26 protein-coding genes and 2 pseudogenes are annotated in these 25,470 nt (G+C 50.4%); 12 read left to right on the top strand and 16 right to left on the bottom strand.

What is annotated here, in order from left to right; genetic code table 11:
• The first annotated feature begins 32 nt into the window (after positions 1–32).
• The 4 genes and pseudogenes from AQ981_RS00240 to AQ981_RS00215 all read left to right on the top strand — a co-directional run bounded on the left by AQ981_RS00240 (position 33) and on the right by AQ981_RS00215 (position 4,177).
• Positions 33–626, top strand: coding sequence for a TetR/AcrR family transcriptional regulator (locus tag AQ981_RS00240; RefSeq protein WP_058909750.1), 594 nt, complete (start codon positions 33–35; stop codon positions 624–626).
• A gap of 84 nt (positions 627–710) precedes the next feature.
• Positions 711–1,310, top strand: a complete 600-nt coding sequence (locus AQ981_RS00235) for an NAD(P)H-dependent oxidoreductase (RefSeq protein ID WP_058909749.1) — start codon at positions 711–713, stop codon at positions 1,308–1,310.
• Between the two features lie 204 nt (positions 1,311–1,514).
• Positions 1,515–2,644: pseudogene (locus tag AQ981_RS25595) on the top strand (IS3 family transposase).
• Between the two features lie 462 nt (positions 2,645–3,106).
• Positions 3,107–4,177, top strand: a complete 1,071-nt coding sequence (locus AQ981_RS00215; RefSeq protein ID WP_071608773.1) for a glycosyltransferase — start codon at positions 3,107–3,109, stop codon at positions 4,175–4,177.
• Between the two features lie 457 nt (positions 4,178–4,634).
• On the opposite strand, the gene AQ981_RS00210 is transcribed toward AQ981_RS00215, so the two are convergent.
• The 15 genes from AQ981_RS00210 to AQ981_RS00140 all read right to left on the bottom strand — a co-directional run bounded on the left by AQ981_RS00210 (position 4,635) and on the right by AQ981_RS00140 (position 17,203).
• The gene (locus AQ981_RS00210) at positions 4,635–6,563 is read right to left on the bottom strand and encodes a tail fiber protein (RefSeq protein WP_058909746.1); all 1,929 of its coding nucleotides are present in this window, start codon (positions 6,561–6,563) and stop codon (positions 4,635–4,637) included.
• Between the two features lie 26 nt (positions 6,564–6,589).
• Positions 6,590–7,558, bottom strand: coding sequence for a hypothetical protein (locus AQ981_RS00205; RefSeq protein ID WP_058909745.1), 969 nt, complete (start codon positions 7,556–7,558; stop codon positions 6,590–6,592).
• Positions 7,559–7,563: 5 nt separating this feature from the next.
• Positions 7,564–8,175 carry a baseplate wedge 1 family protein gene (locus tag AQ981_RS00200; RefSeq protein ID WP_058909744.1) on the bottom strand — a complete coding sequence of 204 codons (612 nt, stop codon included), beginning with the start codon at positions 8,173–8,175 and terminating at the stop codon, positions 7,564–7,566.
• A gap of 182 nt (positions 8,176–8,357) precedes the next feature.
• Positions 8,358–9,554 carry a baseplate J/gp47 family protein gene (locus AQ981_RS00195; RefSeq protein WP_058909743.1) on the bottom strand — a complete coding sequence of 399 codons (1,197 nt, stop codon included), beginning with the start codon at positions 9,552–9,554 and terminating at the stop codon, positions 8,358–8,360.
• Complete coding sequence (locus tag AQ981_RS00190; protein WP_058909742.1) at positions 9,538–9,897, bottom strand: hypothetical protein; 360 nt, start codon at positions 9,895–9,897, stop codon at positions 9,538–9,540. Before AQ981_RS00190 ends, AQ981_RS00195 begins: the two co-directional genes overlap by 17 nt.
• A gap of 4 nt (positions 9,898–9,901) precedes the next feature.
• Positions 9,902–10,579 (bottom strand): Gp138 family membrane-puncturing spike protein, encoded by a 678-nt coding sequence (locus AQ981_RS00185; RefSeq protein ID WP_058909741.1) that lies wholly within the window; start codon positions 10,577–10,579, stop codon positions 9,902–9,904.
• Positions 10,561–11,403 carry a baseplate hub protein gene (locus AQ981_RS00180; protein ID WP_058909740.1) on the bottom strand — a complete coding sequence of 281 codons (843 nt, stop codon included), beginning with the start codon at positions 11,401–11,403 and terminating at the stop codon, positions 10,561–10,563. Before AQ981_RS00180 ends, AQ981_RS00185 begins: the two co-directional genes overlap by 19 nt.
• A 1-nt stretch (position 11,404) precedes the next feature.
• A complete protein-coding gene (locus AQ981_RS00175; protein ID WP_058909739.1) occupies positions 11,405–11,719 on the bottom strand; it encodes a phage baseplate plug family protein in 315 nt (104 codons plus the stop codon).
• The gene (locus AQ981_RS00170; protein ID WP_058909738.1) at positions 11,719–12,234 is read right to left on the bottom strand and encodes a phage baseplate protein; all 516 of its coding nucleotides are present in this window, start codon (positions 12,232–12,234) and stop codon (positions 11,719–11,721) included. Before AQ981_RS00170 ends, AQ981_RS00175 begins: the two co-directional genes overlap by 1 nt.
• Positions 12,235–12,237: 3 nt before the next feature.
• On the bottom strand, positions 12,238–13,980 hold the full coding sequence (locus AQ981_RS00165) for a phage tail tape measure protein (RefSeq protein ID WP_058909737.1): 1,743 nt from the start codon (positions 13,978–13,980) through the stop codon (positions 12,238–12,240).
• 106 nt (positions 13,981–14,086) lie between these two features.
• Positions 14,087–14,521, bottom strand: a complete 435-nt coding sequence (locus AQ981_RS00160) for a hypothetical protein (protein WP_058909736.1) — start codon at positions 14,519–14,521, stop codon at positions 14,087–14,089.
• Positions 14,521–14,967 carry a phage tail fiber protein gene (locus AQ981_RS00155; RefSeq protein ID WP_058909735.1) on the bottom strand — a complete coding sequence of 149 codons (447 nt, stop codon included), beginning with the start codon at positions 14,965–14,967 and terminating at the stop codon, positions 14,521–14,523. The genes AQ981_RS00160 and AQ981_RS00155 overlap by 1 nt, the downstream gene beginning before the upstream one ends.
• Positions 14,968–14,978: 11 nt before the next feature.
• Positions 14,979–16,472: a DUF3383 family protein gene (locus AQ981_RS00150; protein WP_058909734.1), complete on the bottom strand. Its 1,494-nt coding sequence runs from the start codon at positions 16,470–16,472 to the stop codon at positions 14,979–14,981.
• A 13-nt stretch (positions 16,473–16,485) separates the two neighbouring features.
• On the bottom strand, positions 16,486–17,025 hold the full coding sequence (locus AQ981_RS00145) for a phage gateway protein (RefSeq protein ID WP_058909733.1): 540 nt from the start codon (positions 17,023–17,025) through the stop codon (positions 16,486–16,488).
• A complete protein-coding gene (locus AQ981_RS00140; protein ID WP_058909732.1) occupies positions 17,015–17,203 on the bottom strand; it encodes a hypothetical protein in 189 nt (62 codons plus the stop codon). Before AQ981_RS00140 ends, AQ981_RS00145 begins: the two co-directional genes overlap by 11 nt.
• Positions 17,204–17,832: 629 nt before the next feature.
• Between AQ981_RS00140 and AQ981_RS00135 the strand changes: the two genes are divergently transcribed.
• The 3 genes and pseudogenes from AQ981_RS00135 to AQ981_RS25580 all read left to right on the top strand — a co-directional run.
• Complete coding sequence (locus AQ981_RS00135; protein ID WP_071608772.1) at positions 17,833–18,540, top strand: XRE family transcriptional regulator; 708 nt, start codon at positions 17,833–17,835, stop codon at positions 18,538–18,540.
• A gap of 244 nt (positions 18,541–18,784) precedes the next feature.
• The gene (locus tag AQ981_RS28640; RefSeq protein WP_476701389.1) at positions 18,785–19,138 is read left to right on the top strand and encodes a transcriptional antitermination N peptide; all 354 of its coding nucleotides are present in this window, start codon (positions 18,785–18,787) and stop codon (positions 19,136–19,138) included.
• 223 nt (positions 19,139–19,361) lie between these two features.
• Positions 19,362–19,565 (top strand): annotated as a pseudogene (locus AQ981_RS25580) (site-specific integrase); the annotation flags it as partial.
• A 116-nt stretch (positions 19,566–19,681) separates the two neighbouring features.
• Here the strand turns inward: AQ981_RS25580 and icd are convergent.
• The gene (gene icd, locus AQ981_RS00130) at positions 19,682–20,932 is read right to left on the bottom strand and encodes an NADP-dependent isocitrate dehydrogenase (protein WP_058909731.1); all 1,251 of its coding nucleotides are present in this window, start codon (positions 20,930–20,932) and stop codon (positions 19,682–19,684) included.
• Positions 20,933–21,049: 117 nt separating this feature from the next.
• On the opposite strand from icd, the gene rluE reads away from it, so the two are divergent.
• Genes rluE through purB form a run of 5 tightly spaced genes read left to right on the top strand, consistent with a single transcriptional unit; the run spans position 21,050 to position 25,440 of the window.
• Entirely contained in the window at positions 21,050–21,721 is a 672-nt protein-coding gene (gene rluE, locus AQ981_RS00125; RefSeq protein ID WP_058909730.1) for a 23S rRNA pseudouridine(2457) synthase RluE, read from the top strand.
• Positions 21,722–21,762: 41 nt separating this feature from the next.
• Positions 21,763–22,221 (top strand): NUDIX hydrolase, encoded by a 459-nt coding sequence (locus AQ981_RS00120; protein WP_058909729.1) that lies wholly within the window; start codon positions 21,763–21,765, stop codon positions 22,219–22,221.
• Between the two features lie 60 nt (positions 22,222–22,281).
• A complete protein-coding gene (gene mnmA, locus AQ981_RS00115; RefSeq protein WP_058909728.1) occupies positions 22,282–23,391 on the top strand; it encodes a tRNA 2-thiouridine(34) synthase MnmA in 1,110 nt (369 codons plus the stop codon).
• A gap of 29 nt (positions 23,392–23,420) precedes the next feature.
• Positions 23,421–24,050 carry a high frequency lysogenization protein HflD gene (gene hflD / locus AQ981_RS00110; protein ID WP_058909727.1) on the top strand — a complete coding sequence of 210 codons (630 nt, stop codon included), beginning with the start codon at positions 23,421–23,423 and terminating at the stop codon, positions 24,048–24,050.
• Between the two features lie 19 nt (positions 24,051–24,069).
• A complete protein-coding gene (gene purB / locus AQ981_RS00105; RefSeq protein ID WP_058909726.1) occupies positions 24,070–25,440 on the top strand; it encodes an adenylosuccinate lyase in 1,371 nt (456 codons plus the stop codon).
• Positions 25,441–25,470: the final 30 nt, after the last annotated feature.

The raw sequence follows: 25,470 nt of genomic DNA, 5'->3' as shown, positions 1-25,470 counted from the left end.
TACCTTTGGTATATGAAAGACACGAGGAAATCATGGTTGTTAAGCGGTTAAGAAAAGAGGACCGACGAGCACAGTTGCTTGAGGTTGCGCGCGGGATCGTACGCCAGCAGGGCACCGAAGCGCTGACGCTCGGCTATCTGGCGGAACGGGCTAACGTCACTAAGCCGATTACCTACGATCACTTTGGCGATCGTGAAGGATTATTGATGGCGTTATATCAGGATTACAGTGATGCCCAGATAAAAAAATTTCGTGAAACCTTGAGTATCGATAATCAAACGCTGGAAAAGACAATTCACTTTTTCAGCGTTGCCTATATTGATTGCGCCATCAGCAGCGGGCCCGAAACCGGCCCCATTGCCGCCGCCCTTTCCGGTTCCCGGGCACTACTGGAATTTCGTGAGATCTGTGTCGCCAACTGTGCGGACTGCCTGCGTGCGGTGTTATCTCCCTACATTACCCTGAAAAGCGTTCGGGGAGAGGCGGCGCTAACGGCCATTATTGGCGCGGCGGATGCGCTGAGCACAGCCGCCAGTAATGGTGCTCTCGCCCGTAATGTTGCGGAAGATATGCTTAGCGGTACGATTTCCGGGATCCTGAGCGCCTACACTGACAGCTCAAAATAATCACTGCAGACAGATTGACAGATAAGTTACCAACGGTAATATATAAGTTACTAATGGTAAGTTAACGTCCGTCCTGAGGTTATTATGTCTAAAACAAATGCAGTAAAAAATGTGCTGATCGTAACGGCACATCCGGTCGCCAGTTCATTATCCCATTTTCTGACAGCGCAAATTGCAGAACACCTGCGTGAACAAGGCGCCCAGGTAGAAGTTGCCGATCTCCACGCTGAAGCCTTTATGCCTGCCATGTTGCATCCCGATCTTGAGGTTTATCATGGCAATGCCAGTGCGCTTCCTGCAGATATCCTGCGTGAGCAGCAGCGCATTGATCGCGCTGATATGCTGGTATTTGTCTTCCCGGTATATTGGTGGTCGGTACCTGGCTTGCTGAAAGGTTGGTTTGATCGTGTACTCACCCTGAACTGGGCGTACAAAATGGCAGAAGATGGCGGGATTACTGGCAATATGCGCGATATCCCGGTACGCCTTGTTGCGACTGCGGGTAGCGACCTTAAAGGCTTCGATAAACACGGCTATTCGCAGGCGATCCAGACCCAGGTAGTTGAAGGTGTTTTCGGTTTTTGCGGCATGAAGGACGTCAAGCTCGATATCCTCTATCAGGCAGATTCAGCCACGCCAGAGCAGGTTGAAAATTTTCTGAAAAATCTCGCCATCATCGTATAAACAATCCCTATTAACCGTACTGCAACGCGATCCTGCGAGCATTAAAAACGTCCGGGAGAGCTGAAAGAAAGGGCGTTATTCATATAACGTCCGATTCTGGCACAGGCTGTGTGAAAACTCGGTTTTTGCAGTATCTGAGTATGATCTTACCCAGCATTAGTGGACACACGACTAAGTGAGTAAACTCTCAACCAGAGGTGACTCATGACAAAACCATCATCAATCAATAAGAAGCCACGTAAGCAACACACGCCTGAATTTCGCAACGAAGCTTTGAAGCTTGCTGAGCGCAGCCGCAGCCCGGGAACTCAGCCTGTATGAATCACAGCTTTATGCCTGGCGCAGCAAACAACAGCAACAAATGACTTCGTCAGAGCGTGAAAGTGAACTGGCTGCGGAAAATGCCCGCCTTAAGCGCCTGTTGGCTGAACGTGATGAGGAGCTGGCCATTCTCCAGAATGGCCGCGACATACTTCGCGAAGCGCCTGAAATAAAGTATGTCTTCATCGAAAATCATCAGGCTGAGTTCAGCGTCAAAGCCATGTGCCGGGTGCTGCGAGTTGCCCGCAGCGGCTGGTATGCCTGGCGTCTGCGCCGCCATCAGCCAGGTCCACGCCAGCAGTTCCGGCTCATCTGTGATGCTGCTGTCCGTCAGGCCTTCACTGAGGCAAAACAGCGTTATGGTGCGCCCCGTCTTGCTGATGAACTGCCGGAGTACAACATCAAAACCATTGCCGCCAGCCTGCATCGTCAGGGATTACGGGCGAAAGCCACCCGGAAGTTCAGCCCGGTCAGCTACCGTGAACATGGTTTTCCTGTATCGGAAAATCTGTTGAATCAGGAATTCAGTGCCAGTGGTCCGAATCAGAAGTGGGCAGGTGACATCACGTATCTGCGCACGGACGAAGGCTGGTTGTATCTGGCTTGTGGTCGCGGGCCGTTATTGGCTGGTCAATGTCGCCGCGTATGGCAGCACAACTTACCTGCAATGCACTGCAGATGGCACTCTGGCGGCGTAAACGCCCGGAAAATGTCATTGTTCACACGGATCGCGGTGGCCAGTACTGTTCATTGGATTATCAGGCCCTGGTGAAACGCCATAATCTGCGTGGGGGAGTATGAGCGCAAAAGGCTCCTGCCATGACAATGCTTGCGTGGAAAGCTTCTTTCATTCACTGAAGGTGGAATGTATCCACGGGGAACGCTTTGCCGGCCGGGAAATAATGCGAACAACAGTGTTTAATGATATCGAGTGTGATTACAATCGCTGGCGTCGCCACAGTGCGTGCGGCGGTCTCAGCCCGGAACAATTTGAAAACCAGAACCTCGCTTAGAAGCGTGTCCATATTACGCGGGTAGGATCAGCCCGTCTCTGACCAAATAGACATGTTCGCGCTACAGTCTCACCACAGCGATCGCTGTTTTCAAAGGATGAGACTCATGACGGCATACGGAACGGAGTTTTTCTCAATGAACGACGTAAACCAACCAGGATCCCTCAGGACGTTATCGACCGTCGTCTTACCACATGTCTTGCAGCCACCCGGCTTGAGATCTCTGACAACCGCGGAGGCTTTTTTACCGTACCGGCAGTCGAGTTCAACAGCCCAGAAGCGATCCTCGTATGACTGCATAAATAAATTCCTGAAAGTCCAGGAAATCGCCAGCATCCCCTGTGGCTCCCGCATTATGGTAAGCCTCACGTACGGCCCCAAAAAGCCTCTGTCGCGAAGTGATTTTTTGTCTTTATGTGCATTCTGGTTTATAGTGCTTTTCATTTTTGACTGGGTGTCAAGATGAAAATAATTTTTACTATGGATGTGCCTGTTGGTTATGGGGGTATGGAAGCGGTGACATCCAGGGTAGTCCGGCTATTAAATTCAACTGACAATATTGAAGCCTCAGTTTTTCTGTTTGATGAAGGGGAAGAACAGGATCGGCAGTGGTTACATGGCATTTCATACACTATACATAAATCATCAATTCGTAATCATAAGTTAAGACGGATTGCGCATGCCTGTGCTTTAGCTCGTTATATTATTAAGGTAAAACCTGATATTATTATTACATTGAACACCATTCCTTGTCTGATCTCCAGACTGGCAATTCGTTTTTCTTTACAAAATATAAAGCTGTTGTCATGGATGCATTTACCTCCGTTGGATCGCTATCGCCCTTATTATTTAATGAAGGCTGATTATCATCTGGCGATTAGTAGTGAGATTAGCCGTCAGTTGATGGAATTAGGTGCAGTGGGAGAAGATATTGCGATTGTATTTAATCCGGTAACTCATAGTGATGTCTGGGCAGAAAAAGCGCCAGTGGCACGTTTTATTTATATCGGACGAGTGCATTTCGAGGATCAGAAAAGATTAAAGGACCTGCTGTCAGCGTGCGCTTTATTGAACGGAGAGTGGCATCTTGATGTGATTGGCGATGGTCCCGACCGGGAACAGTGCCAGGCCTATGCTGTCGCTTGTGGGGTGAATCAAAATATCACCTGGCATGGATGGCAACAAGATCCCTGGCAATATACGCGGGAAAATGTCGGGAATGTTTCTGCTTTGCTGCTTACCTCGGCTCATGAAGGTTTTCCTTTAATACTGCTGGAGGCTTTATCCCGGGGTATCTGGTGTATTAGTTCTGATTGTGTCAGCGGTCCTGGCGAAATAATTCAGCCAGGGTTAAATGGCGAGCTTTTCCCTCCCCGCGATACGACAGCTCTGGCCCGTAAGATGCAGGACATTATTGAGGGATGCCAGTTGCCGCCGCCAGCTGTTATTCAGGAAAGCGTCGCCCGGTTTTATGATGAGAATTACCTGGCGCATCTGCTGACGGTTCTTAAAAACGTGGTTCACCAAAAATAATCCTCTGAACACGTGCCCCATCTGCTATCTGGCGATGGGGCGTGTAGTATTTACTGACCGGTAATAAGGCGGTTGATCGATTGATAAACACCCTGCGGCTGAATCGCCATATTATAATTAGTTCTGGATTTTAATACCTGCTGATTTTTTCCGTATCCGCCAGTTCGCGCGCTACGTTTTCCAGGCTCATGCGCGACATCACATCAACGTACAAAAATCCCTTAGCCCGCGGTACTTCATGGGGCGTTCCCCACGGAAAACAGGCGATCGAATTGGTTGAAATCTTCAGGAGTTTTATGATTTTTGGCCAGTTTGTCAGCCTGAGCCTGCAATTGTTTTTCATCCATAAAGCAACCCGCTTTTGATGTTGTATTGAACATATCGAAATCAGGCAATTGCACAAATTTATGTACAGGCTCAACATTCTGAAAGGCCACTTCTTAGCGCGGGCCTTCTATCAATGCTCAGCCCATGCCGTGAACACCAGCGGCGAACCATAGCCAGATCGTCGGTATTCCTTATCTGAGTTATACGGCCAGTAGAATTGCCGACAAGTGCCAGTATTGACTCCTGTTGAAACTACTTTTAGCGCACCAGCCACAGCCTCCGGATAGTGTAGCGCGGTCGTGGCGTAGCTCGTCACGCTCTGATAATACTCGCCCGCAGTTGTCATAGAATCCAGATCGGTGCCTGCTGCTATCGTGGAAATGGCATGCGGCACAGCGCCGACATCAGCAGCGGTAAGAGAGCTTTTAGTCGAAAGATTACCCAGCCCCAGGCTCAGACGAGCTGCTGCCTGAGCGCTTGCCCCATTGGCCGAGATCTCAATTAAATTTTTGCTGATAGACAGATAGACTTCAGGTGCTATCACTTCCGTGGCCGCCACAGTTACAGACCTGGTAGCGCCGGAACTGGCCCCCGTCAGTGTCAGCGTGGCAGTACCGGCGCCGTAAACATCAAGCACTCCGGCACCCGATAACGAGGCGACACTGCTATTTGACGATGACGCCAGAACGGTCTCAGTATATCCAGTTGGCGAATAGGTGATCGGGACGTTATACGTATTCCCGACAACCAGACTCGACGGAATAGTGCCAATTGTGATGCTGGTTAACCAGATATCCTGTCTAAGTGTGGCCACGGCTGTCAGCCCTGTAGAAATTGACGCAATGATTGTCTGCATTCCGCTGGCAGAATTAGCTGTGTAGAGTCCGTCTGGGTTGATTGACCCGAGCGCCGCATCAGCTACGGACCATGAGATCGGATAATTTCCTCCAACGTTGGACGGCACGATAATCGCTGAAAACTGGCGCGCCTTTCCTGCTTCGATACTGTCTGTAGCTGGAGTGATAATAATAGCGGTCGGTCCGGCCTCTCCTGTATCAGCTTTGGCCTGGTCGGTTTTGATGATAATCATGCAAAATGTGTGATCAGGTTCCGCCACCGGCGCCCCAGCGGTCCCGTCAATGTTGCGCCAGTTCGATGATCCAGTTGTATTTCCTGATTGCTGGTTTGGCACCTGTTCGCTTTTAACGCGATTCTGATCGCCAAAAACCCCCTGGCCTTGGTAGGATTCACTGCTCCAGTCATCGCCCCGCAACGGGAGATAGATGTCGTCGCCCTCAGATCCGCTGGCTCCAGAAAATTTCGACGTCAGATGATAGTGCTCCAGCGATGTTCCTGCGCCATTAGTCCCGATCAGTGATTTATCACTTGCGGCCTTTGGATAGCGGTCGCGTAGGTCAGGTAATCGCCCGGACGGATAAACAGCGGTCAGTTTTGGGTTCTCTGTTGTACTGAATGTCTGTCCGTTGGCCTCCAGCCAGCCGTCAGGCGGAGTGTTCGTAAACCACAGCATCCCGCCACCTACCGGCACTGTGTACGGTTCAATAGCAGTAAACAGCTCCTGATCCAGTTTATCGGCCAGTGACCTCACCCGCCGCGGCGTCATCGCCTGGGAGGATCCGGTGCCGTCCAGTGCTTCTTGCTCCGTTGCTTCGCGCTGAATGTATGGCTGCCATTTCGTTGTATCAGTGCCGGGTGTGGCTGTGTTACCAGCCATCAGCGACAGATAAAGGGCACCGTTATAATTCACCACTACACCAGCGTCATAGCCGAACGCGCTGCCGTTATTGTCTGCTGCCGTAACCCACTCCGGGTATCCGTTCGTCTGGTACTGCCTGATAGCGCCGGTGATAGCGTTCAGTACACCATTCATCACAGCACGTTCAGGGTTTTTGGCGTTGGCGTCGGTTTTAGGGTTGCGCTGGTAGTCCGGCCCCCAGCCGCTGGGATAACTCACTGACCCGTCGGCCGGTACAGTCTCGGAAATGCTGGTGCGGTCCCCGCTGGCTGCCCAGGGGATTCGAAAAAATTTCTGTTCCATTTTTTTACCTTAATAATCGGAGGGAATTAGGAGGTGTAAAAATATTCCTGTGCATACCATGGCTCAGTCGGTGCTCCGTCATTCACCTCAGCAGGCGCGATCGGGTATTCTGGCAGACCCGTTGTAATTGTGTCCTTTCCGCGAGTTAACTGAGTTATTTCTCCCGTTTCAGGTTTGATCAGGTGCGTGGGTGGAGTTGCACAAATCAGCCAGATTGCAACAGATGGCGGAACGTTGCCATCTGCTGACACATAGTCTGTTCTCATAACGTGTGGAACTATTGTTCCGTCCTCCAGGCAGGGCAGTTCTCTCAACCAGGCCCGGAAGGACACATTCGTGTCACCGGCGGTTGGATATGACAGTGTCACCTGCGTTTTCCAGTAAACACTGCTACCCATGTGCCCGCACGCACGCGCGGCGGATTTGATGTCAGGGTAACCAAACGAAAGGTTTCCACCGCCTGTCCCCCGCTTCCACGTCTTAGCTGGTATATAGGGCGCCTGAATCTGGCTCACGGTTACTGCTGGTGCGCTGGTATCATATGGTCGCCAGAATACCCATTCCGTGTATCGATCCCGGTTCAGCACATCCGGCATTATTCCAGATACATAAACATATTCACCGGTTTCCCCAGGGTAAATCGTGATATATGCGGTCGTTGTGGTACCCGTTAACGATCCCCCTGTCAGGTTGTAGGTTGTCGAGGTAGGCACCTTAATGTCTGAGGGGGTGGAGAATCGCGAATACGCCAGATTCGAAAATTCCAGAAGTGTACGATTGCCACCGCTGACAGTGATCTCAACAGGTGGCAGCATCCCGTCTTTGCCGTCTACACCATCTTTCCCGTTGGTGCCGTCAGCACCAGCAGGAATCAGTGCTTTAATCTGGTTTACCGTGGCTGCTACGGTTTCGCCTCCCTGAACTGCAGCGAACTTTTCACTGCCTGTTAATACTTTTGCTGAACCTAATTCAGATATTTTAATTCCACCACTCATATTATTTACTCCAGACATTTAAAGTCATAATGAAGCCCATCTCCCCACCAGAACGGCGCATTATTAAAATTCATATTGTACGGACCAAAACCGAACGGTTCATATTCCAGTACCCGAAATTTAATACCCACTGTCGCCGGGCGTGGCAGCAGGTCATATTTAGCCAGGATGACAGACAGGTCATCGCTGGGTTGTTCTTCAAAAACGTACATGATGTATGACATGTCATTAGGGTCGAGGGCGTAAGCGCCGTTTTCCTCTCCGAACAAGTCTTTCAGAATACCGTTAATCTCAGGAATGGTGCTACGGGTGATCAACTGGTAATACCGTAGACGACACACCAACCGCTTTTGTTTTGTTGTCAGGGATAAATTTGGACAATCCTGAATAGTGAACGATATCCCCAGAATTCTGGCCCAGATATTTAATCCGAAATCGTTCGCGGTTCTGATATCAAACACATCACGGAACCAGTTATTCCAGAAATGCTCGTGGGCCTGATTATACCAGTCCTGTTTTTTCTCTATCAGAGTCTGTATGTTGCTGCCATCGGTCTGCCAGATAATATTTCGTAGCAGGTTAACGCTGTTGTTAATTTCCGGGATAGTCTCTGCCATAATTTACCTATGAAAAAAGCCACTACTGAAGGTTTTCATTTCATGATTATTTAGCCGATCAGTTGTTAAGCCTGAAAATTTTTTCGGGTTTAACCTGAGCGAATAGTGCTGTCTTATTTGTGGTAATTCAGAATAGTTTCTGCATTGTATTTTATTCCCATCAACAGCAGCAAATCAGGCGATTACCCGGTAACCACGCTGATATTCTGCACTTCTAAAACCGGAATTTCATTCTTGAGAATTTCGAGCTCACTGGCCGTCAATAGTTGATCATCGCGAGCAATCAGAATATTACGAATAAAGATTCCGGGATAAATAATGTTAATAGCACCGGACAATTCAAACGGACTGACATTCATTCCTGTCACAAAACCATGTTCACCCTCGATTTCACCACTGGCGTACCGCATGAGCGCCGCAACGATCGCCTCTTTAAGAGAAACGGTACTTTGCCCCTGTCGGGCAGATACCTCGACACGAATTGGAACTTCCGTTGGGCGATCAAACAATACCGTATACGGAATACTTGCGTTAGGTTCCGTTACCGAGACAGAGACTTTACCATTCCACCCGGCACCAGCGGTTTTATTGTTGAGCAAACTCATGGCGATGTCATCATCAGTGCCTCCGTGCACGCAAGCCCAGACGCTGTGTGGCTTCATAACAACGCCTTCTATGGTCTGGTATTCGTGGCTTATATTTTCCAGGAACGTCAATGATTTTACCCCCGCGACAGCATACAAATTACTAATCTGCGCCTCAACGGTGGAAGTCCCCTGCCCGGCTAGCCGTAACTCTCGCTGCAGGCGTAACGCTTCATCGCTCTGTGGCGCATCACCGGGTATAGCAGCATTATCGTTATGAATGGTTTCCCATCCCAGGACTGAATCGACTATCGTTGTCAGCCCCCCAACCGGACAGACTAAAGCGCCGGTTTCAAGTGCAACAAAATCCACCTTACCGCGCCCTGCGCTATCCAGTACGATGGTACGTGTCGTCATATACAAGTCACCATCAACACTGCGGGCCCTGGAACCTGTTGGGATTTCCACCAGTGGAATGCCGCCCAGTGTTACGCTGGCGATTGTAGAGACGCTTTCTGCTTTACGCTCAATACCCAGCCAGGCACAAATTGACTCCAGAAAAATGCCAGTAGCCAGATCTGGGTTAACCTGGTTGGCTAACAGCGCATTATTTTCTGCCACAGCGCGACGGGCGGATGTTTCGCCAGCGATCAGTCGCCCCTGGGGAGTATCGTCCGCGGTGGACATATTCTCGCCCAGCGCGGATTTAAACTCCCGCTCAATGTCACTTTTAATATCGGCAGTGTCCGGCACAATCGCGCCGGTACTGTCGACATAGTTATACAGTTCTGCCATTACTGATTGCTCCTGTTCCCCATTCCGTAACGATAACGGCGGTATAGCTGAATTCGTTCTCACTGCGATCGACAGAGAATGATTCAACGCGAAGTACACCTGACACATTCTCAATTGTGGAAATGGCTGCCGCCTGGAATTGTGCTGGTCGATAGTAATCCCAGAGGGTTTCCCGGTTTGGCAGCCCACGGTCCATCGCATAAATCATCTCATTCCTTTGTGCCAGCATCGCGGTTTCACAATTTTGCAGGCAGGCGGAAAGGCCGGTTTTTGTTGCCAGGTTTCCGGCAACATCCAGATATAAATTACGCCCGGACAATGCCAGGCTAAGTGTTTCAGTCATTGTGTTACTCCGGTTGATCTGTGGAACTGCCGCCGCGCTCTACGCCCGGGTGGGTGTGTGTACTGCCAATATTTTTACCATTGTGGGTAAAACCATCGGCAGACAGACTCAACGTCCCGTTACCAGCATTTAGCGTGATACGCTCTTCTGTCACAACAACAGAGGTTTCCCCCATCCTCAGTTCCAGCGATTTTTCACCCAGCAGCAGTACTGACTCACCAGCTTTATGCTGGATAACCAACGCATCATCGTGGCCATCCGGCAAATCATAGTCCGCCATCAAATCGGGGATGAAACGCCCATCGGCGAAATCATGCAGCCGTAGCGTATTGGGTCTGGCCACTTCATCGGCCTGTAGAAAAAGCGAAATATCCCGATCGCTGGATTCTATCCAGCCGCGGTCTCCGGTCTTAAGCGGGAACGTGATCCCAAAATCTCCCCCGCCCAGTGCCAGAACCGGGACGCTGGCGATCGACGCGCGCTCGACACGCTCCCCGGCAGTCGTGATACGTGTAATCAGAGGACGAACCGTGGCGCGGTTCGTTTTACGGTCATAGCTAATGATTTCAGCAGGGAGCTGCCCGTCAATGCTCTGAATCATTTTTTTGAACGCGTATTCGATAACCCCGGCAAGCGTTGCGGATTGTGCGGGGTCCGCGTCAGTTAAATTTGTGCTTGCCATAATCCCAGCCTCCGGCATTCTGCAATCGTGTACCATGAGGTTTCCCGGTTGCAGACTTCAAAATTAATTTTATAAATAACAAATGACCCACTGGTGACCGGATTCAGCTCGCTTTCTACCGTGAGTCTGGCTCCAGGGCGACTCTCCGGATCCAGCAAGTATTTCACTTTAATCCCCTGCTCGGTGATTTCCGGCATACCAATCATGCCGGTGTTTTTATTCAGGGTGATTGCGAGATTCTCCAGCGGCGCATCGGCATTTTTTATGATTAACCGGTCATCATCAACATAAGCATTATAACTCCCGGCTTCTGCCAGTTTATTCACTTGCTGAAGTTTCGCGCCCGAGTAGTTGTAATTACTGACCAGCTTATCCCTGGCCTGAAAATTCAGGGTTAACCCCATCCCGGAGGCTGTATCCCGGGCTATCGTATTGAGGGATGTCGGGCCGGCATAACTGTTGGTCGTTGACTCACTCATAAAGTACGCACCGGTTTTTGCTTTTATCGTCAACATAACGTCAGGAGGCTGCGAGGGCGTACAGCTCAGAATATCTCCTTCAAATAACTTAAAGGAGCCATAGCTCTGACGCCCGGCGTAGAGAACGATGCGCTTTCGTTTTCGCGGCAGATTATAAGGGGAAGTCTCCGTTATCAAATAATGACGAACTGGCTTTGACAGGTTGCCAATTTTAATAGTGCATTCATTCTGCAGTGTATTCGCTGTTTTCTGACCTGACGCCTGAATATAGACCTCCTCATAAACATGCATTTTACCGTCAATTTCAATTTCACAGCACAGCAGACGGGGGTCAAAATCAGACATTTTATGCCTCCGGTATAAAATAAAATTCATGACCGTTATTAAATTCGGTATAATACGGATAAGTTTCATCGGGTGTAATAAATATGAAATTCCCGAATCCCCGTGCATGGTGTGATGGAAGCAAGGGAATTCCCGCTACTATCCGCATATTCTGAATCAATGTGACATTGTCTCGGACAATCGTCGCAGCCATCAGGTTATCGCTGATACAGATGATCCGTATTTGATAACGGTTATCGGCGAGGCGAATAGTGAAGGACTGATTGGGTAACGCTTCCAGCTTTATTGAAATAACAGACTCAATGGTTGTTTCCATCACCGCCCTCCGGATTCTATAATTTTATCCGCTGTTTTTTCTGGCTTCTTATCCCCGGTTTGTTCACCCCGGTTAACCGTACACTGGTCCCGTTGGCGCTTCACTTTATGAGCAGGTAAAGCCTGATACTGTGTTGTTACCAGCCGAACTTCTTTAAAAGTCAGCGCCATCTGAATAACATCAGCCTGAGTCGGTGTTTCATCGTGAGGCATTGCCGCAAACGCCATTGACTTAAAAGAACCTACCTGGGTATGAATCGTAACCAGCTCGCTATTCAGCCAGGCCTGATTAATCTCCCGATATAGTGATTGATAATAGTTTGCTGGTAATAATACCGACAGTACAATTTCCACCGGTTTGAATATACGATGATCGCTGATAGTACTGCCATCCTCAAGCGGATGCTCCATCAGCATAGCATTTCGGGTTATCGTTGCTTTCAGATAAACCATGTTTTCAAATTTCAGGGAAAACTCATCGCCGTAGATACCATATACTTCTGTTTGTTCATCCATAAATCACCCTGAAAACCCGTTAGCAAAATGATCCGTTGTGGATTTAAGCACGGCGTTCTCAAAATCGTCTACAATACTCTGAGGATCGCTGGCCTGAGTATTTATTTCAACCTTTCCAAAGTTAAAATTATACTCTTTATTATCCATATGGCTGGCATTATTAACGGCATTACTGGTCTGCGCATTTATTGGATTTAACGATATCTGTCGCCAATACTCATTACCGCCGTAAGTGAGAGACTTTGGAATATCGTAACCAAGATAGGAAGTGTTACTACTCGCTCCAATATTCGACGACTCTTGCGTATCTCCAAAGCCAAACCAGGCCTTGACACTACTCCATGTGTCTTTGATATCATTAAACCCGTTCAGCGCCTGCGCCAGTACATCGCTGATAAGCTTTTTCAGTATTTCCCAGAGACCGGTTAAATTCTCAACACTGGCGCTGATAAAATCCATAACTGTTGCACCAGTATCCTCACCGAATACCAGATCAAGAGCCTCAAGGAGAATCTTCTTTAATTTCCCTAACAACTCGTATAAATAATCCACACTGGCACCAATAGAATTCATAATCGATTCGCTGGTACCTTCACCGTAGATCAGATCAATAAACTCCATCAGGCTATTTTTTAACAGCCTCAGCATTTCCAGAGGATTAGCAAACAGATATAGCAGCGTTGCGCCAAACCCGATAAATTGCGCCTTCAGCACTTCCAGGAATCGCCCCGGATCAGTCAACAGAAAAACCAGTGCATTCCAGCATTCAAGCACAATATCTTTAATGATATTTAGCACGCTGCCCAGCAAGGGGAATTGTTTGACCAGGTCGCCGGTCACAGAATCCATTCCCCTGAAATAACCAATGACATCAGATATCACAAGCGCTACTGCAGCAAACGCCGCAGCAAGGAGTAACATTGGCCACACAGCCGCCAGTGAGGCAAGGCCTGCGCTGGCCATCGCCGGTAAGTAATACGCAGTGACGACAGTTGCCAGAGAGAGAAAAAAATCACTAAGCGCTTCTTTATTTTCTTTTACCCAGTCAGATGTTTCGCTCCAGATATCAAGCAGAACTTCAAAAACGGGGAGTAATGCAGTACCAATTCCGGATCTGACATTTTCAATTTCAGCGGTGAAATCGCGCCATTTCCGGTTAAAACGATCTGCCAGCTCTACCTGTTCCTGCGTTACAACGCCCTGCTCTTTTTGTTTCTGGACCAGAGCTACAACACTTGTACTACCCTGACGCAATAATTCTATTGTAGATTCATCCAGACCGAGCATTTTTCCGGTATTCAGGGCTTCCAGTTTCCCCATCCCTCCCAGCGTTTGGCTCATACGCAGCAACGCCGCTTCGGGATCGAGAAATTGTTGCGCTAACTTACCCAGAGTATTGGTGAAGGCATCTGCATCACCGCCGCTCGCCGTCACGGCTTTACGCCAGGCATCCAGTACGGAAACATTAATACCCACCATTTCGGCTTGCTGGCCCAGCACACTGGTCGCTTCCGCTGTCTGTACTGTCAGCTCCGCTAAACCGGCCAGATCGAGTTGTATATTAAGAAAATTTGCCGCGTTATCCGCCAGACTCAGAAATGTCTTTCCCAGTTTATCGGATTCATCTTTAAGGTTGATGACGCTTTTTGTTAACCCGGAGGCCGTTTTATCGGCCTCCGTAAAAGCGAGGAGCAAAGGTTCAGCATCCACATCAACGGTGTAATAAAACGTCGAAAGTACACTCATCTTCTGCTATTCCTCTCAGCGTGTTGAACGGCTAAAGCCTCGTTAGCGCGCCGAATTGCGATTATCTCGTACATATCCAGCGCGTCCTCCAGGGTGTAGCGTTCTTTCAGTTCCCGGAGGGTGGCGAGACCTTCCCCGATAATTGCCCCAATAACTCCATCAACGTTTTTGTAATCGAGCCAAGGAACCGCGCTTTGAGAGAATCGAGGGAGCGCAAGGCGCTCCCGTTCCTGAAAAAAGAGCAGTTGTACTCCATCATCGCCCATTCAATTTTGAGTAAGGTTTCAAAATCCGGAACATGGTTATTCACTAGTTCCTGTGTCACAAGCTCTGTGGGGCCGTTGGGGGTATCGACGGCAACATAGGCCATCAACTTAAGCATTAGCGCCTCATTGGTTTTGTACTCACCTATCTTCGGCGCGCCAGTAATCGGATACTGCGTGACAATCTCTCGTCCGGCAATCGCCGGGAATTTTGAGAGAATGAACGTTTTTTTCGTACCGTCAGCGCAGGTAAACTCTTTATTAAATGGTTCAAGCATTAGACAATTACCTGATTTTCAAATTTAAAGGCATAGCTTTTGGTTTTAAGCCTGCCGCTACTGGTTACACCGTTACCAATCATGGCATCGACAATCGTACCTCCAGTCAGCATGCGCGTTTCACCTGATGGGTAATAAATCGTCATGGTAATACTGTCATTGGTTGACTTTTTACCCTTCGCCACACGGTTCGCCTCCGCAAGGATGCGTAAATTCTTATCATCATCGCTATTAGGCAGGATATTCAGCGTCACCGGGATGGCATTTAGCGTGCGCCAGCTAACCATATCGCCATTCAATCCGATGGCCGCATCACCCAGTTTCAAAGAAGCACTATCCAGCGGATCAGCATCATCAGCAAATTGAGTAAGAGTAATACCCGCCGGAAACATAACGGATGCCCGCAGCGTTACGCGCAGGCCAAAACCTGAAATATCATTAGTCATTTATTTATTCCTTAGATCAGTACGTGGGTGCCGGTGATTTTGCGGATCGCATCGTCCTTACCATAAATCAGTGTATAAACGATCTGATATTCAGTTTCACCGCTGTCGGTGATGTAACTATCCACTACCGCATTAAGCCAGTAACCTGCGGTCTGAATCGTAGTCCACGCCGTGTCATCACCGGTAATTTGAGTGATGTAATTCTTCTGAAGCATTGTCAGGGTTTTTCCTCGGCTGATGACTCCGTTATTCAACGCCAGGGACATCGGCTCATCCTGAAGCGCGCTAAGCACCAGGTTGATCCCCGTTTCATTAGCCGGAATGCGCTCAAGAGCCAGTTGCAGACTCAACAGTACGGAGGCACAGGTGTCTTTTAACCATTGTTCATTAGCATGAACGTTCATCGCAGTAGGGTATGCTCCTCCGCCCATCAACGATCCGCGCTGGTAAAAGTCGATGATGTTTCCGGCATTCTGGGTACGCCCGTAATAATTGATACGCAGCGCATCATATTTTTGAGCATCGGAAGTCGTCGTAATTTTCGGCGTAACATTCGCTACCTGCTTATACATGTAGTTAATTGCGCCATTTGTGCGGGTGTAATCCGTAGCGGCCATCAGAATACCCGGGATTTGCTCATCAAACTCGGTGTTAAGAACATCCACCAGCGTTACCCCGACACTACCAATAGGCAAAAGAGCGGCGTTGTATTCTTCAGCCTGCGACAAAGTACATCCGGCCAGATACATGAACTGAACATTTTTAGCTGCGTTGGCCCGCGCAAGATCAACGACTTGCTCCAGCATCAGAGAACGCATAAACAGGAACGAGCCATAGTTATTTGAGATATCGTCGGCAATGGCGACGCTTTCCGCTTCAGTCAACGGTGTGACCACACCAGCGATGGATTCCCCCCCAATCAGCGCCAGCGCTTGTGCCACCGCGCCGCCGGTAAACTTAACCACGACATCAGCATCCGCACCGCCGGTAAACCGGAAACGCGCCAGCAATGGATCATAATCCACAGTGGACGTTTTTAACGCTTCATCGCTCAGTGCGCGTAGTGCGGATGTCGCCAGCGAAGCGACATCCGCCAACGAGGAGACAGAGGACAGGTCGACGCTGGCAGTCGTAAATGTTTGTCCCCCAATCGTTCCCTCCAGCGTACCGCTGATCGTTTTCAGTTCAGAGACGCTCCAGGTTGTGGACTGCCCCAATACCATCGGTGGGGAGGTTTCATCCTGATCGCGGCAAAATCCCAGCTTTGCAGGGGTTGTAATAGATGGCGAAATATAACCAAAATAATAAACAGCACGCCGATATTCCTCTGAATCATAGCCGAAATAGGCTCCCACGCCATCAGCGCTGGTGAACTCCAGCACACTGTCAGGAGAGGTTAGCTTATTCGGGGTAAACAGGCGCAGAATAAGGTCGCGCTGACGTACGTGCGCAACACTGCCAACACCCGACGTGATTTTCACGTAGTGATCAATTGCAATAGACATAAATTATAATTCCTCAGATACGTTCTATTCGCAGTCCTGTGCTGGCCACGAACGGAATTTCAATGACAGATATATCTGTATAATTAAGTGAGAATTCGAAAAAAGGCAGAACCTCGCGCCCTGCGTATTCATCAGCCACATCAGCGCTTTTTATCGTGCCTACGCGAAGAAAATTAACTCCAGAGGCAATTAGTGACGCCTGAAAACGACGCGACTGCATCGTCGACGCCGTCTGCTTAAGCAAATCCTGAGCGGTTATGGCTCCCGGATTGCTATCTACACCCGGAACTCTGGCCGTAATCTGCAACGTGGCGATCATTACCTGAGTCAGGGTTTCACGCATGACTTGATCAACCTTGTCCATTTCCTCGTGTACCCCAGGGAAGCCGGTACGAACATCGGCCGTTTTATGTAAATAGAGAGTGGGTACCGCAGGTGTATCAGACGATGTTTGTAGGCTGATTTTTTGAACATCAGGAACTGACGCCCCGGTTAGCTCAAACTCTGATAATAAGCAGGTGCGAAGTAGTACAAACAAGTCGTTATCCGTCATGGTCTCTCTCCGGTACCAACCCGACATCCGCTTCAGTAAGCAGTGGATAGCCGCTTTCCGTCAGCAGAAAGAAACCAGATTTAATCGGGATATCCGGCTGGGGAATAACACTCTGGCGGGTATTAGACAGATCGGGTACGAGAACAAATTTCACATAGCGATTGCGATCTATCGGCATTATATTTCACCTCCCAATCAGCATCACAGAGAGCCAGCTCTACCCTGAGACCGCATGATATGCACTAATGCAAATCACACGCGCCTCCGGTACGTGGCATGCTCATATCTCGCAGTGATAAACACAGGCCGGGGCCGATTATCCCCGACGCAATATCCCACAGGCCGACACTTGATATCATTCAATTGTCTGAATTCACAGACCGTCTTGATAAAGCAGCATCATTCAGTGGTTTAATTGAAACGGAGATGAGCATATAGCTGGTGCAGCATTGCATACACCTTACCAGTATGTTACTCATCCATTTTTGATACCCTGAGCTTGCGAGTAGTTACCGGCTACGGCCACAAGGGTACCATCCTGTAGATAGCAGGTAATGGTGACGGTACTCCACACGCAAAACCTGTTTAAAACATGATGTTGGATTCGCTTTTCAGCGACGTAGGACCTGAGTCCATTGTATAAAGAGCAAATTGACTTGAACCGCCAGACAACCAGGCATGTTAAGTAACTATATCTGTAGATAACCGTAAAAGTTATACTACGGAGTTGATTATAACCCTAGTTATTCATCGTGTCTATAACTTTTTTTATTTGAATGTTAATAACAGAAGTTATACATTTGCTATATGAAAACACTTGCTGATCGTCTTAACCACGCCATGCAGTCGGCGGGGATCTCACAAAGCCAACTGGCAGAGCTTGTTGGCCTTTCCCAGCCTGCAATTCAGAAAATGACATCGGGTAAAGCCAGTAGCAGTCGTAAAATTGTTCAGATCGCATCCGCTTTGGGTGTCAGGCCCGAGTGGCTTTCTAATGGAACAGGTTTACCCGATACCATCTCAAGCTTCGAACCTTCAAATATACGTGAGTCAAGGCTGAAAGCCTCTGTCTGGGAAGATATGGACAAAGACGAACAAGAATTTGTGGAGATCCCACTATTGAATGTCTCTTTAGCCGCCGGTGATGGAAGCAGTGAAATCGAAGAGTCTTCGGAGTTTGCACTGGTGTTTCGGCGTCATTATCTAAAACGAATGGGTGTCCCTGAAACCGCCGCTAAACTGGTCAGAGTCAGCGGTCAGAGTATGGAGCCGACGCTACATGATGGGGATGTAGTCGGTGTAAACATACAGGATACTGTAATTCGCGATGGCAAAACGTACGCGATTTGTCAGGCCGACTTATTGAGAGTTAAAACACTTATTGCAACACCGTCGTCAGTCATTATCAGGTCGATAAACAGGGAAGAATACCCCGACGAAGTACTGGACAGAGACGAGTTTGTCAGTAGTGTGAGAGTCATCGGCAAGGTGTTCTGGTCGTCTCATAGCTGGTAAATCCAGGGTTCTATAGCCCGGTGGGCACCGGGCCAAATCATCCGATCATGGCTGCCTCTGCTCTTACTGCGAATTCCTTAAGTTATAAATCTGTTGTTATTTTTCAATCAAAATAATACTTATGTTATTGACCACATTTATAGCATAAGTTATAATTATATCGTTTCGTCAATAACCAATGACGATTCGAACTGAAAAATTTGCTTCATCTGTACCAGCACAACAGAAATAACAGGAGGTATTTATGCCACGCAGAACAGCGTTTAAGGGCTCAGCCTCGGGACGTCGGCGCAACCGTCGTTTACACCTTCAACCCCTAAGTAATACCGACCCCCTTCAGGCAGAGCAGTTAACCATGTTACGCCCCACCCCATCTAAAGCAGAACTGGCATGTAAACGGCATTCCAGCCGTACTGATAAGGCCCTTAACCCCATAGATTTGACACTACTGGCCGAATATCGGGCACAAATAGAAAAACACGCCGCAAGACTGGAACGCAAAAACAGACGGATAAGGTATAGCTCCCCCAGAACAGAATCGGGATTGACATGTTCCGGAAAAGAGAAATTTAAATCCAGGCCGATTTCTTTAATCTGAAAACCAGCCGTCTGCAGCAGAACGAGTAAAAATGACCACCAGCAAGTGGCGGCAGATATGAAAAAGGCCCGCATAAGCGAGCCAGTATTTCAGGCAGTGGAATTCAGTGATCAGCTAACAGGCGTGAGTCGGCCAGCTTCTTTACCTCAGCTACCGTCTGTTCAAAGCGTTCGGTTTCCAGCTCCACGCCTATACCCCGACGACCCACAGAGCCATTGCAGCTTTCTTCAGTAAGGCACGAGATAAGGCGGGTATTAACTGGGGAGCAGGAACGCCGGCGACATTTCACGAGCAGCGATCATTATCTGAACGGCTTTATAAGCAACAAGGTATTGATACCCGGAAATTGCCCGGACATAAATCACAGCAGCAGACAGATCGCTATCACGATGACCGCGGTAAGGACTGGACAGCCATCGCGATCTAACCCGCCAGGAGGGGGTTTTGATAACTTATTTTGATAATATTTTGATAACCGCTCGAATTCACATAATAAAAAACGGGAACTATTAAGCTCCCGTTATCTTTCAGCCAGAAAGCAGATTACATGTTCGCGATAATCGCGTCGCCAAACTCGCTACATTTCAGCAGTTTAGCGCCTTCCATCAGGCGTTCGAAATCGTAGGTCACGGTCTTAGCGGCGATGGCGCCTTCAGTACCTTTAACGATTAAATCAGCCGCTTCGAACCACTGCATGTGGCGCAGCATCATTTCTGCGGAAAGAATAACCGAACCCGGGTTCACTTTATCCTGGCCGGCATACTTCGGCGCAGTACCGTGGGTCGCTTCAAACAGCGCACACTCGTCGCCAATGTTGGCGCCCGGAGCGATACCGATACCGCCAACCTGAGCCGCCAGGGCGTCGGAAATATAGTCGCCATTCAGGTTCATACAGGCAATAACATCATACTCCGCCGGGCGCAGCAGGATTTGCTGCAGGAACGCATCGGCAATCACATCTTTAATCACGATGTCTTTGCCGGTATTCGGGTTCTTCACCTTCAGCCACGGACCGCCATCAATCAGTTCACCGCCAAACTCTTCGCGCGCCAGCTGGTAGCCCCAGTCTTTAAACGCCCCTTCGGTGAATTTCATGATGTTGCCCTTGTGCACCAGGGTCACTGAATCACGGTCATTGGTGATAGCATATTCAATCGCCGCGCGTACCAGGCGTTTAGTCCCCTGCTCGGAACACGGCTTAATGCCGATACCGCAGTGTTCCGGGAAGCGAATTTTCTTTACGCCCATCTCTTCGCGCAGGAATTTGATCACTTTCTCTGCGTCGGCGCTGTCGGCTTTCCACTCAATCCCGGCATAAATGTCTTCAGAGTTTTCGCGGAAAATCACCATATCGGTCAGCTCCGGGTGCTTAACCGGACTTGGCGTGCCCTGGTAGTAACGTACCGGACGCAGGCAGATATACAGATCCAGCTCCTGGCGCAGGGCAACGTTCAGAGAACGAATCCCACCGCCAACCGGCGTCGTCAGCGGGCCCTTAATCGCCACGCGGTATTCGCGGATCAGATCAAGCGTTTCCTGCGGCAGCCAGACATCCTGACCATAAACCTGAGTGGATTTTTCACCGGTGTAAATTTCCATCCAGGAGATTTTACGTTCGCCTTTGTAGGCTTTTTCCACGGCCGCATTCACCACTTTCAGCATTGCCGGGGTGACATCCACCCCGATACCGTCACCTTCAATAAAAGGAATAATCGGATTTGCAGGCACATTCAGCTTGCCGTTTTGCAGGGTGATTTTCTGACCTTCCGTCGGAACAACTACTTTGCTTTCCATTCACCTCTCCTTCGAGCGCTTCTGGTTAAAACTGATTTTTGTTAATGTTTTGTAATGATCTTGTCAATAGTACCGGATTGTTGTGCGCCATGCCAGACACGATTGATTTCCGCTATAATGCGGCAATCACTCCCTTCTGAAAACACTATGTCGAGAACTTCTTTTAGAAATCACAGAGTTGAGCGATTCAGCCAGCAGCGTACTGCCAGAACGCGTCGCCCGTCTGGTCCAAAACGCCTCGTTCTGTTTAATAAACCCTACGATGTGCTGCCGCAGTTCACCGACGAAGCCGGGCGCCGGACGCTCAGGGATTACATTCCGATTGCAGATATTTATGCCGCCGGTCGGCTGGACAGAGACAGCGAAGGGCTGATGGTATTAACCAACGACGGCGCGCTGCAGGCAAAATTGACTCAGCCGGGAAAACGTACTGGCAAAATCTACTATGTGCAGGTAGAAGGCGAACCCGATGCGCAAGCGCTTGCCGCGCTGCGTAACGGCGTGACGCTAAAAGACGGCCCCACGCTGCCCGCCGGAATAGAAGCCGTAGCGGAGCCCGACTGGCTGTGGCCGCGCCAGCCGCCGATTCGTGAGCGGAAATCCATCCCTACCGCCTGGCTGAAAATCACTCTCTATGAGGGACGCAACCGTCAGGTTAGACGCATGACGGCGCATATCGGCCACCCGACGCTGCGCCTGATCCGTTATGCGATGGGCGGCTACACGCTGGATAATTTACAGCCCGGAGAGTGGCGCGAGATAACCGATCTCCCCACAGTGGCACGTTGATATTCCGGCAGCGCTTACCGGAAGCAACACAAGGAATCGCTATGTTCAAACCTCATGTCACCGTCGCCTGCATCGTACAGGCGCAAAATCAGTTTCTGGTAGTGGAAGAAACCATTAATGGTAAAGCGCTGTGGAATCAGCCCGCCGGCCACCTTGAGGCCGACGAAACGCTGTTGCAGGCCGCCCGGCGTGAATTATGGGAAGAAACCGGTATTGAGGCGCAGCCGCAGCATTTTCTGCAGCTACATCAGTGGATTGCCCCGGATAACACCCCTTTTCTGCGCTTCCTGTTTGCCATCGACCTGCGCAGCCCGCTCCCCACCAGCCCCCACGACAGCGACATCGACCGCTGCCTGTGGCTGGCGCCGCAGGACATCATGACTGCCGCTAACCTGCGCTCGCCGCTGGTCGCCGAAAGCGTGCGTTGCTACCTGGCGGGAGAACGTTACCCGCTGTCGCTGCTGTCCGCTTTTAACTGGCCGTTTACAGAAGGTGCCTAACGCGGCGTCGCGTGCTAGAATACGCCGCCCTGAAGTTCGTTCAATGTTGTGAGTCGTTTCATGTCAGATAATAGCCAGAAAAAAGTGATCGTCGGTATGTCCGGCGGCGTCGATTCCTCTGTTTCCGCCTGGTTACTGCAGCAGCAGGGCTATCAGGTGGAAGGCCTGTTTATGAAAAACTGGGAAGAGGACGACGGCGAGGAGTACTGCACGGCGGCGGCGGATCTGGCGGATGCGCAGGCAGTGTGCGACAAACTGGGTATCGAATTGCATACCGTCAATTTTGCCGCGGAATACTGGGATAATGTTTTTGAGCATTTCCTGGCGGAATATAAAGCCGGTCGAACTCCCAACCCGGATATTCTGTGTAATAAAGAAATCAAATTTAAAGCCTTTCTTGAATTTGCCGCGGAAGATCTCGGGGCCGATTATATTGCCACCGGCCATTATGTACGCCGCCAGGATGTGGATGGCAAAAGCCGCCTGCTGCGCGGTCTGGACGGCAATAAAGATCAAAGCTATTTCCTGTATACCCTGAGCCATGAACAAATTGCTCAAAGTCTGTTCCCGGTCGGCGAACTGGAAAAACCCGAAGTGCGACGCATCGCCGAACAACTGGACTTAGCCACCGCCAAAAAGAAAGATTCCACCGGTATCTGCTTTATCGGCGAACGTAAGTTCCGCGAATTCCTCGGGCGTTATCTGCCTGCCCAGCCGGGTAAAATCGTCAGCGTTGATGGCGACGAGGTCGGCGAACACCAGGGGCTGATGTACCACACCCTCGGCCAGCGCAAAGGGCTGGGGATTGGCGGGACGAAAGACGGTAGCGAAGAGCCGTGGTACGTGGTGGATAAGGATGTCGAAAATAATATTCTGCTGGTCGCCCAGGGGCATGACCATCCGCGCCTGATGTCCACCGGACTTATCGCGCAACAGTTGCACTGGGTCTCCCGGGAGCCGCTCACGGCGCCACTGCGCTGTACAGTGAAAACCCGCTATCGCCAGGCCGATATTCCGTGCACCGTCACGCCGCTGGGCGACGATCGCCTTGAAGTGCGTTTTGACGAGCCGGTCGCCGCGGTGACTCCCGGCCAGTCGGCGGTGTTTTACAGCGGCGATATCTGCCTGGGCGGCGGCATTATTGAACAGCGCATTCCGCTATCGCTCTGATTAAGACTGCACACAAGACAGGAGTTTTCGTGGCCAAAAACTATTATGAGATTACGCTGGCGCTGGCGGGCATCTGCCAGTCGGCCCGCCTGGTCCAGCAGCTCGCGCATCAGGGACACTGTGATTCCGACGCCCTCCATGTTTCCCTTAATAGCGTCATTGACCTGAACCCGGGTTCAACGGCCGGCGTTTACGGCGGCAGCGAGGCCAACCTGAAACTGGGGCTGGAAACGCTGCTCGGCGTGCTGAATGCCAGCAGTCGCCAGGGCCCGGGGGCAGAGCTGACGCGCTATACCCTCAGTCTGATGGTGCTGGAACGCAAGCTGGCCGCCAGCAAAGGCGCGATGGATACCCTCGGCGAACGCATCGCCGGTCTGCAGCGCCAACTGGAACATTTTGATCTCGAATCCGATACGTTGCTCAATGCCATGGCTGGCATTTATGTCGACGTCATCAGCCCGCTGGGGCCGCGTATTCAGGTCACTGGCTCCCCGGCAGTCCTGCAAAGCCCGCAAATTCAGGCCAAAGTACGCGCCACGCTGCTGGCCGGTATCCGCTCCGCCGTATTGTGGCACCAGGTTGGCGGCGGCAGACTGCAACTGATGTTTTCCCGTAATCGCCTGTCCACGCAGGCCAGACAAATTCTCGCTCATTGTTAACCTCCCGGAGTTTTCACTTATGGAATTATCCTCACTGACCGCCGTTTCCCCCGTTGATGGACGCTATGGCGATAAAGTCAGCGCTCTGCGCGCCATTTTCAGCGAATTCGGCCTGCTGAAATTCCGCGTTCAGGTTGAAGTACGCTGGCTGCAGAAGCTGGCGGCGCACGCAGCGATCAAGGAAGTTCCTGCTTTTGCCGCCGACGCAAACGGTTTCCTCGACAGTATCGTCGCTAACTTTAGCGAGGCCGACGCCGCGCGCATCAAAACGATTGAACGTACCACCAACCATGACGTCAAAGCCGTCGAATATTTTCTGAAAGAGAAAGTGGCGGATATCCCGGCGCTGCACGCGGTATCAGAATTTATCCACTTCGCCTGTACATCTGAAGACATCAATAACCTCTCCCACGCCCTGATGCTGCAGACCGCCCGTCAGCAGGTGATCCTGCCCTGCTGGCGCCAGATCATTGACGCGGTGAAAGATCTTGCTCGCCAGTATCGCGACATTCCCCTGCTGTCCCGTACTCACGGCCAGCCGGCGACGCCGTCAACCATGGGTAAAGAGATGGCCAACGTGGCGTGGCGTATGGAGCGCCAGTACCGTCAACTGGAACAGGTGGAAATCCTCGGCAAAATTAACGGCGCAGTGGGGAACTACAATGCGCACCTGGCCGCTTACCCGGAAGTGGACTGGCACCAGTTCAGCGAAGAGTTCGTGACCTCTCTGGGAATTCAGTGGAACCCGTACACCACCCAGATCGAACCCCATGACTACATTGCCGAGCTGTTTGACTGCATGGCGCGCTTCAACACTATCCTGATCGATTTCGATCGCGATATCTGGGGTTACGTCGCCCTCAACCATTTCAAACAAAAAACTATCGCCGGGGAAATCGGTTCATCCACCATGCCGCATAAGGTAAACCCGATCGATTTCGAAAACTCCGAAGGCAACCTCGGCCTGGCTAATGCGGTACTCAACCATCTGGCCAGCAAACTGCCGGTTTCCCGCTGGCAGCGCGACCTGACGGATTCGACCGTATTGCGTAATCTCGGGGTTGGCGTGGGCTATGCACTGATCGCCTACCAGTCCACCCTGAAAGGGATCAGCAAACTGGAAGTCAACCGTGAGCGTCTGCTGGACGAGCTGGACCATAACTGGGAAGTTCTTGCGGAACCTATTCAGACGGTGATGCGCCGCTACGGTATTGAAAAACCGTATGAGAAGCTGAAAGAGCTGACTCGCGGCAAACGCGTGGACGCCGAAGGGATGAAAGCCTTTATCGACTCTCTGGCGCTGCCGGAAGAGGAGAAAACGCGCCTGAAAGCCATGACCCCAGCCAATTACATTGGCCGGGCCATCACCATGGTTGATGAGTTAAAGTGATCAACCCGAACTGATGTTGATTATCCCTCT

Source organism: Entomohabitans teleogrylli (genome assembly GCF_001484765.1).
In the GTDB taxonomy this organism is placed as follows: Bacteria; Pseudomonadota; Gammaproteobacteria; order Enterobacterales; family Enterobacteriaceae; genus Entomohabitans; species Entomohabitans teleogrylli.
Note: the sequence above shows the minus strand (reverse complement) of the source record. Positions and strands in the feature narration are given on the sequence as shown.

What these genes read in the sequence shown, in the direction of transcription:
- AQ981_RS00240 (WP_058909750.1), top strand. Translation starts at nt 33, where the DNA reads ATGGTTGTTAAGCGGTTAAGAAAAGAGGACCGACGAGCACAGTTGCTT.
- AQ981_RS00235 (WP_058909749.1), top strand. Translation starts at nt 711, where the DNA reads ATGTCTAAAACAAATGCAGTAAAAAATGTGCTGATCGTAACGGCACAT.
- AQ981_RS00215 (WP_071608773.1), top strand. Translation starts at nt 3,107, where the DNA reads ATGAAAATAATTTTTACTATGGATGTGCCTGTTGGTTATGGGGGTATG.
- AQ981_RS00210 (WP_058909746.1), bottom strand. Translation starts at nt 6,563, where the DNA reads ATGGAACAGAAATTTTTTCGAATCCCCTGGGCAGCCAGCGGGGACCGC.
- AQ981_RS00205 (WP_058909745.1), bottom strand. Translation starts at nt 7,558, where the DNA reads ATGAGTGGTGGAATTAAAATATCTGAATTAGGTTCAGCAAAAGTATTA.
- AQ981_RS00200 (WP_058909744.1), bottom strand. Translation starts at nt 8,175, where the DNA reads ATGGCAGAGACTATCCCGGAAATTAACAACAGCGTTAACCTGCTACGA.
- AQ981_RS00195 (WP_058909743.1), bottom strand. Translation starts at nt 9,554, where the DNA reads ATGGCAGAACTGTATAACTATGTCGACAGTACCGGCGCGATTGTGCCG.
- AQ981_RS00190 (WP_058909742.1), bottom strand. Translation starts at nt 9,897, where the DNA reads ATGACTGAAACACTTAGCCTGGCATTGTCCGGGCGTAATTTATATCTG.
- AQ981_RS00185 (WP_058909741.1), bottom strand. Translation starts at nt 10,579, where the DNA reads ATGGCAAGCACAAATTTAACTGACGCGGACCCCGCACAATCCGCAACG.
- AQ981_RS00180 (WP_058909740.1), bottom strand. Translation starts at nt 11,403, where the DNA reads ATGTCTGATTTTGACCCCCGTCTGCTGTGCTGTGAAATTGAAATTGAC.
- AQ981_RS00175 (WP_058909739.1), bottom strand. Translation starts at nt 11,719, where the DNA reads ATGGAAACAACCATTGAGTCTGTTATTTCAATAAAGCTGGAAGCGTTA.
- AQ981_RS00170 (WP_058909738.1), bottom strand. Translation starts at nt 12,234, where the DNA reads ATGGATGAACAAACAGAAGTATATGGTATCTACGGCGATGAGTTTTCC.
- AQ981_RS00165 (WP_058909737.1), bottom strand. Translation starts at nt 13,980, where the DNA reads ATGAGTGTACTTTCGACGTTTTATTACACCGTTGATGTGGATGCTGAA.
- AQ981_RS00160 (WP_058909736.1), bottom strand. Translation starts at nt 14,521, where the DNA reads ATGCTTGAACCATTTAATAAAGAGTTTACCTGCGCTGACGGTACGAAA.
- AQ981_RS00155 (WP_058909735.1), bottom strand. Translation starts at nt 14,967, where the DNA reads ATGACTAATGATATTTCAGGTTTTGGCCTGCGCGTAACGCTGCGGGCA.
- AQ981_RS00150 (WP_058909734.1), bottom strand. Translation starts at nt 16,472, where the DNA reads ATGTCTATTGCAATTGATCACTACGTGAAAATCACGTCGGGTGTTGGC.
- AQ981_RS00145 (WP_058909733.1), bottom strand. Translation starts at nt 17,025, where the DNA reads ATGACGGATAACGACTTGTTTGTACTACTTCGCACCTGCTTATTATCA.
- AQ981_RS00140 (WP_058909732.1), bottom strand. Translation starts at nt 17,203, where the DNA reads ATGCCGATAGATCGCAATCGCTATGTGAAATTTGTTCTCGTACCCGAT.
- AQ981_RS00135 (WP_071608772.1), top strand. Translation starts at nt 17,833, where the DNA reads ATGAAAACACTTGCTGATCGTCTTAACCACGCCATGCAGTCGGCGGGG.
- AQ981_RS28640 (WP_476701389.1), top strand. Translation starts at nt 18,785, where the DNA reads ATGCCACGCAGAACAGCGTTTAAGGGCTCAGCCTCGGGACGTCGGCGC.
- icd (WP_058909731.1), bottom strand. Translation starts at nt 20,932, where the DNA reads ATGGAAAGCAAAGTAGTTGTTCCGACGGAAGGTCAGAAAATCACCCTG.
- rluE (WP_058909730.1), top strand. Translation starts at nt 21,050, where the DNA reads ATGCGGCAATCACTCCCTTCTGAAAACACTATGTCGAGAACTTCTTTT.
- AQ981_RS00120 (WP_058909729.1), top strand. Translation starts at nt 21,763, where the DNA reads ATGTTCAAACCTCATGTCACCGTCGCCTGCATCGTACAGGCGCAAAAT.
- mnmA (WP_058909728.1), top strand. Translation starts at nt 22,282, where the DNA reads ATGTCAGATAATAGCCAGAAAAAAGTGATCGTCGGTATGTCCGGCGGC.
- purB (WP_058909726.1), top strand. Translation starts at nt 24,070, where the DNA reads ATGGAATTATCCTCACTGACCGCCGTTTCCCCCGTTGATGGACGCTAT.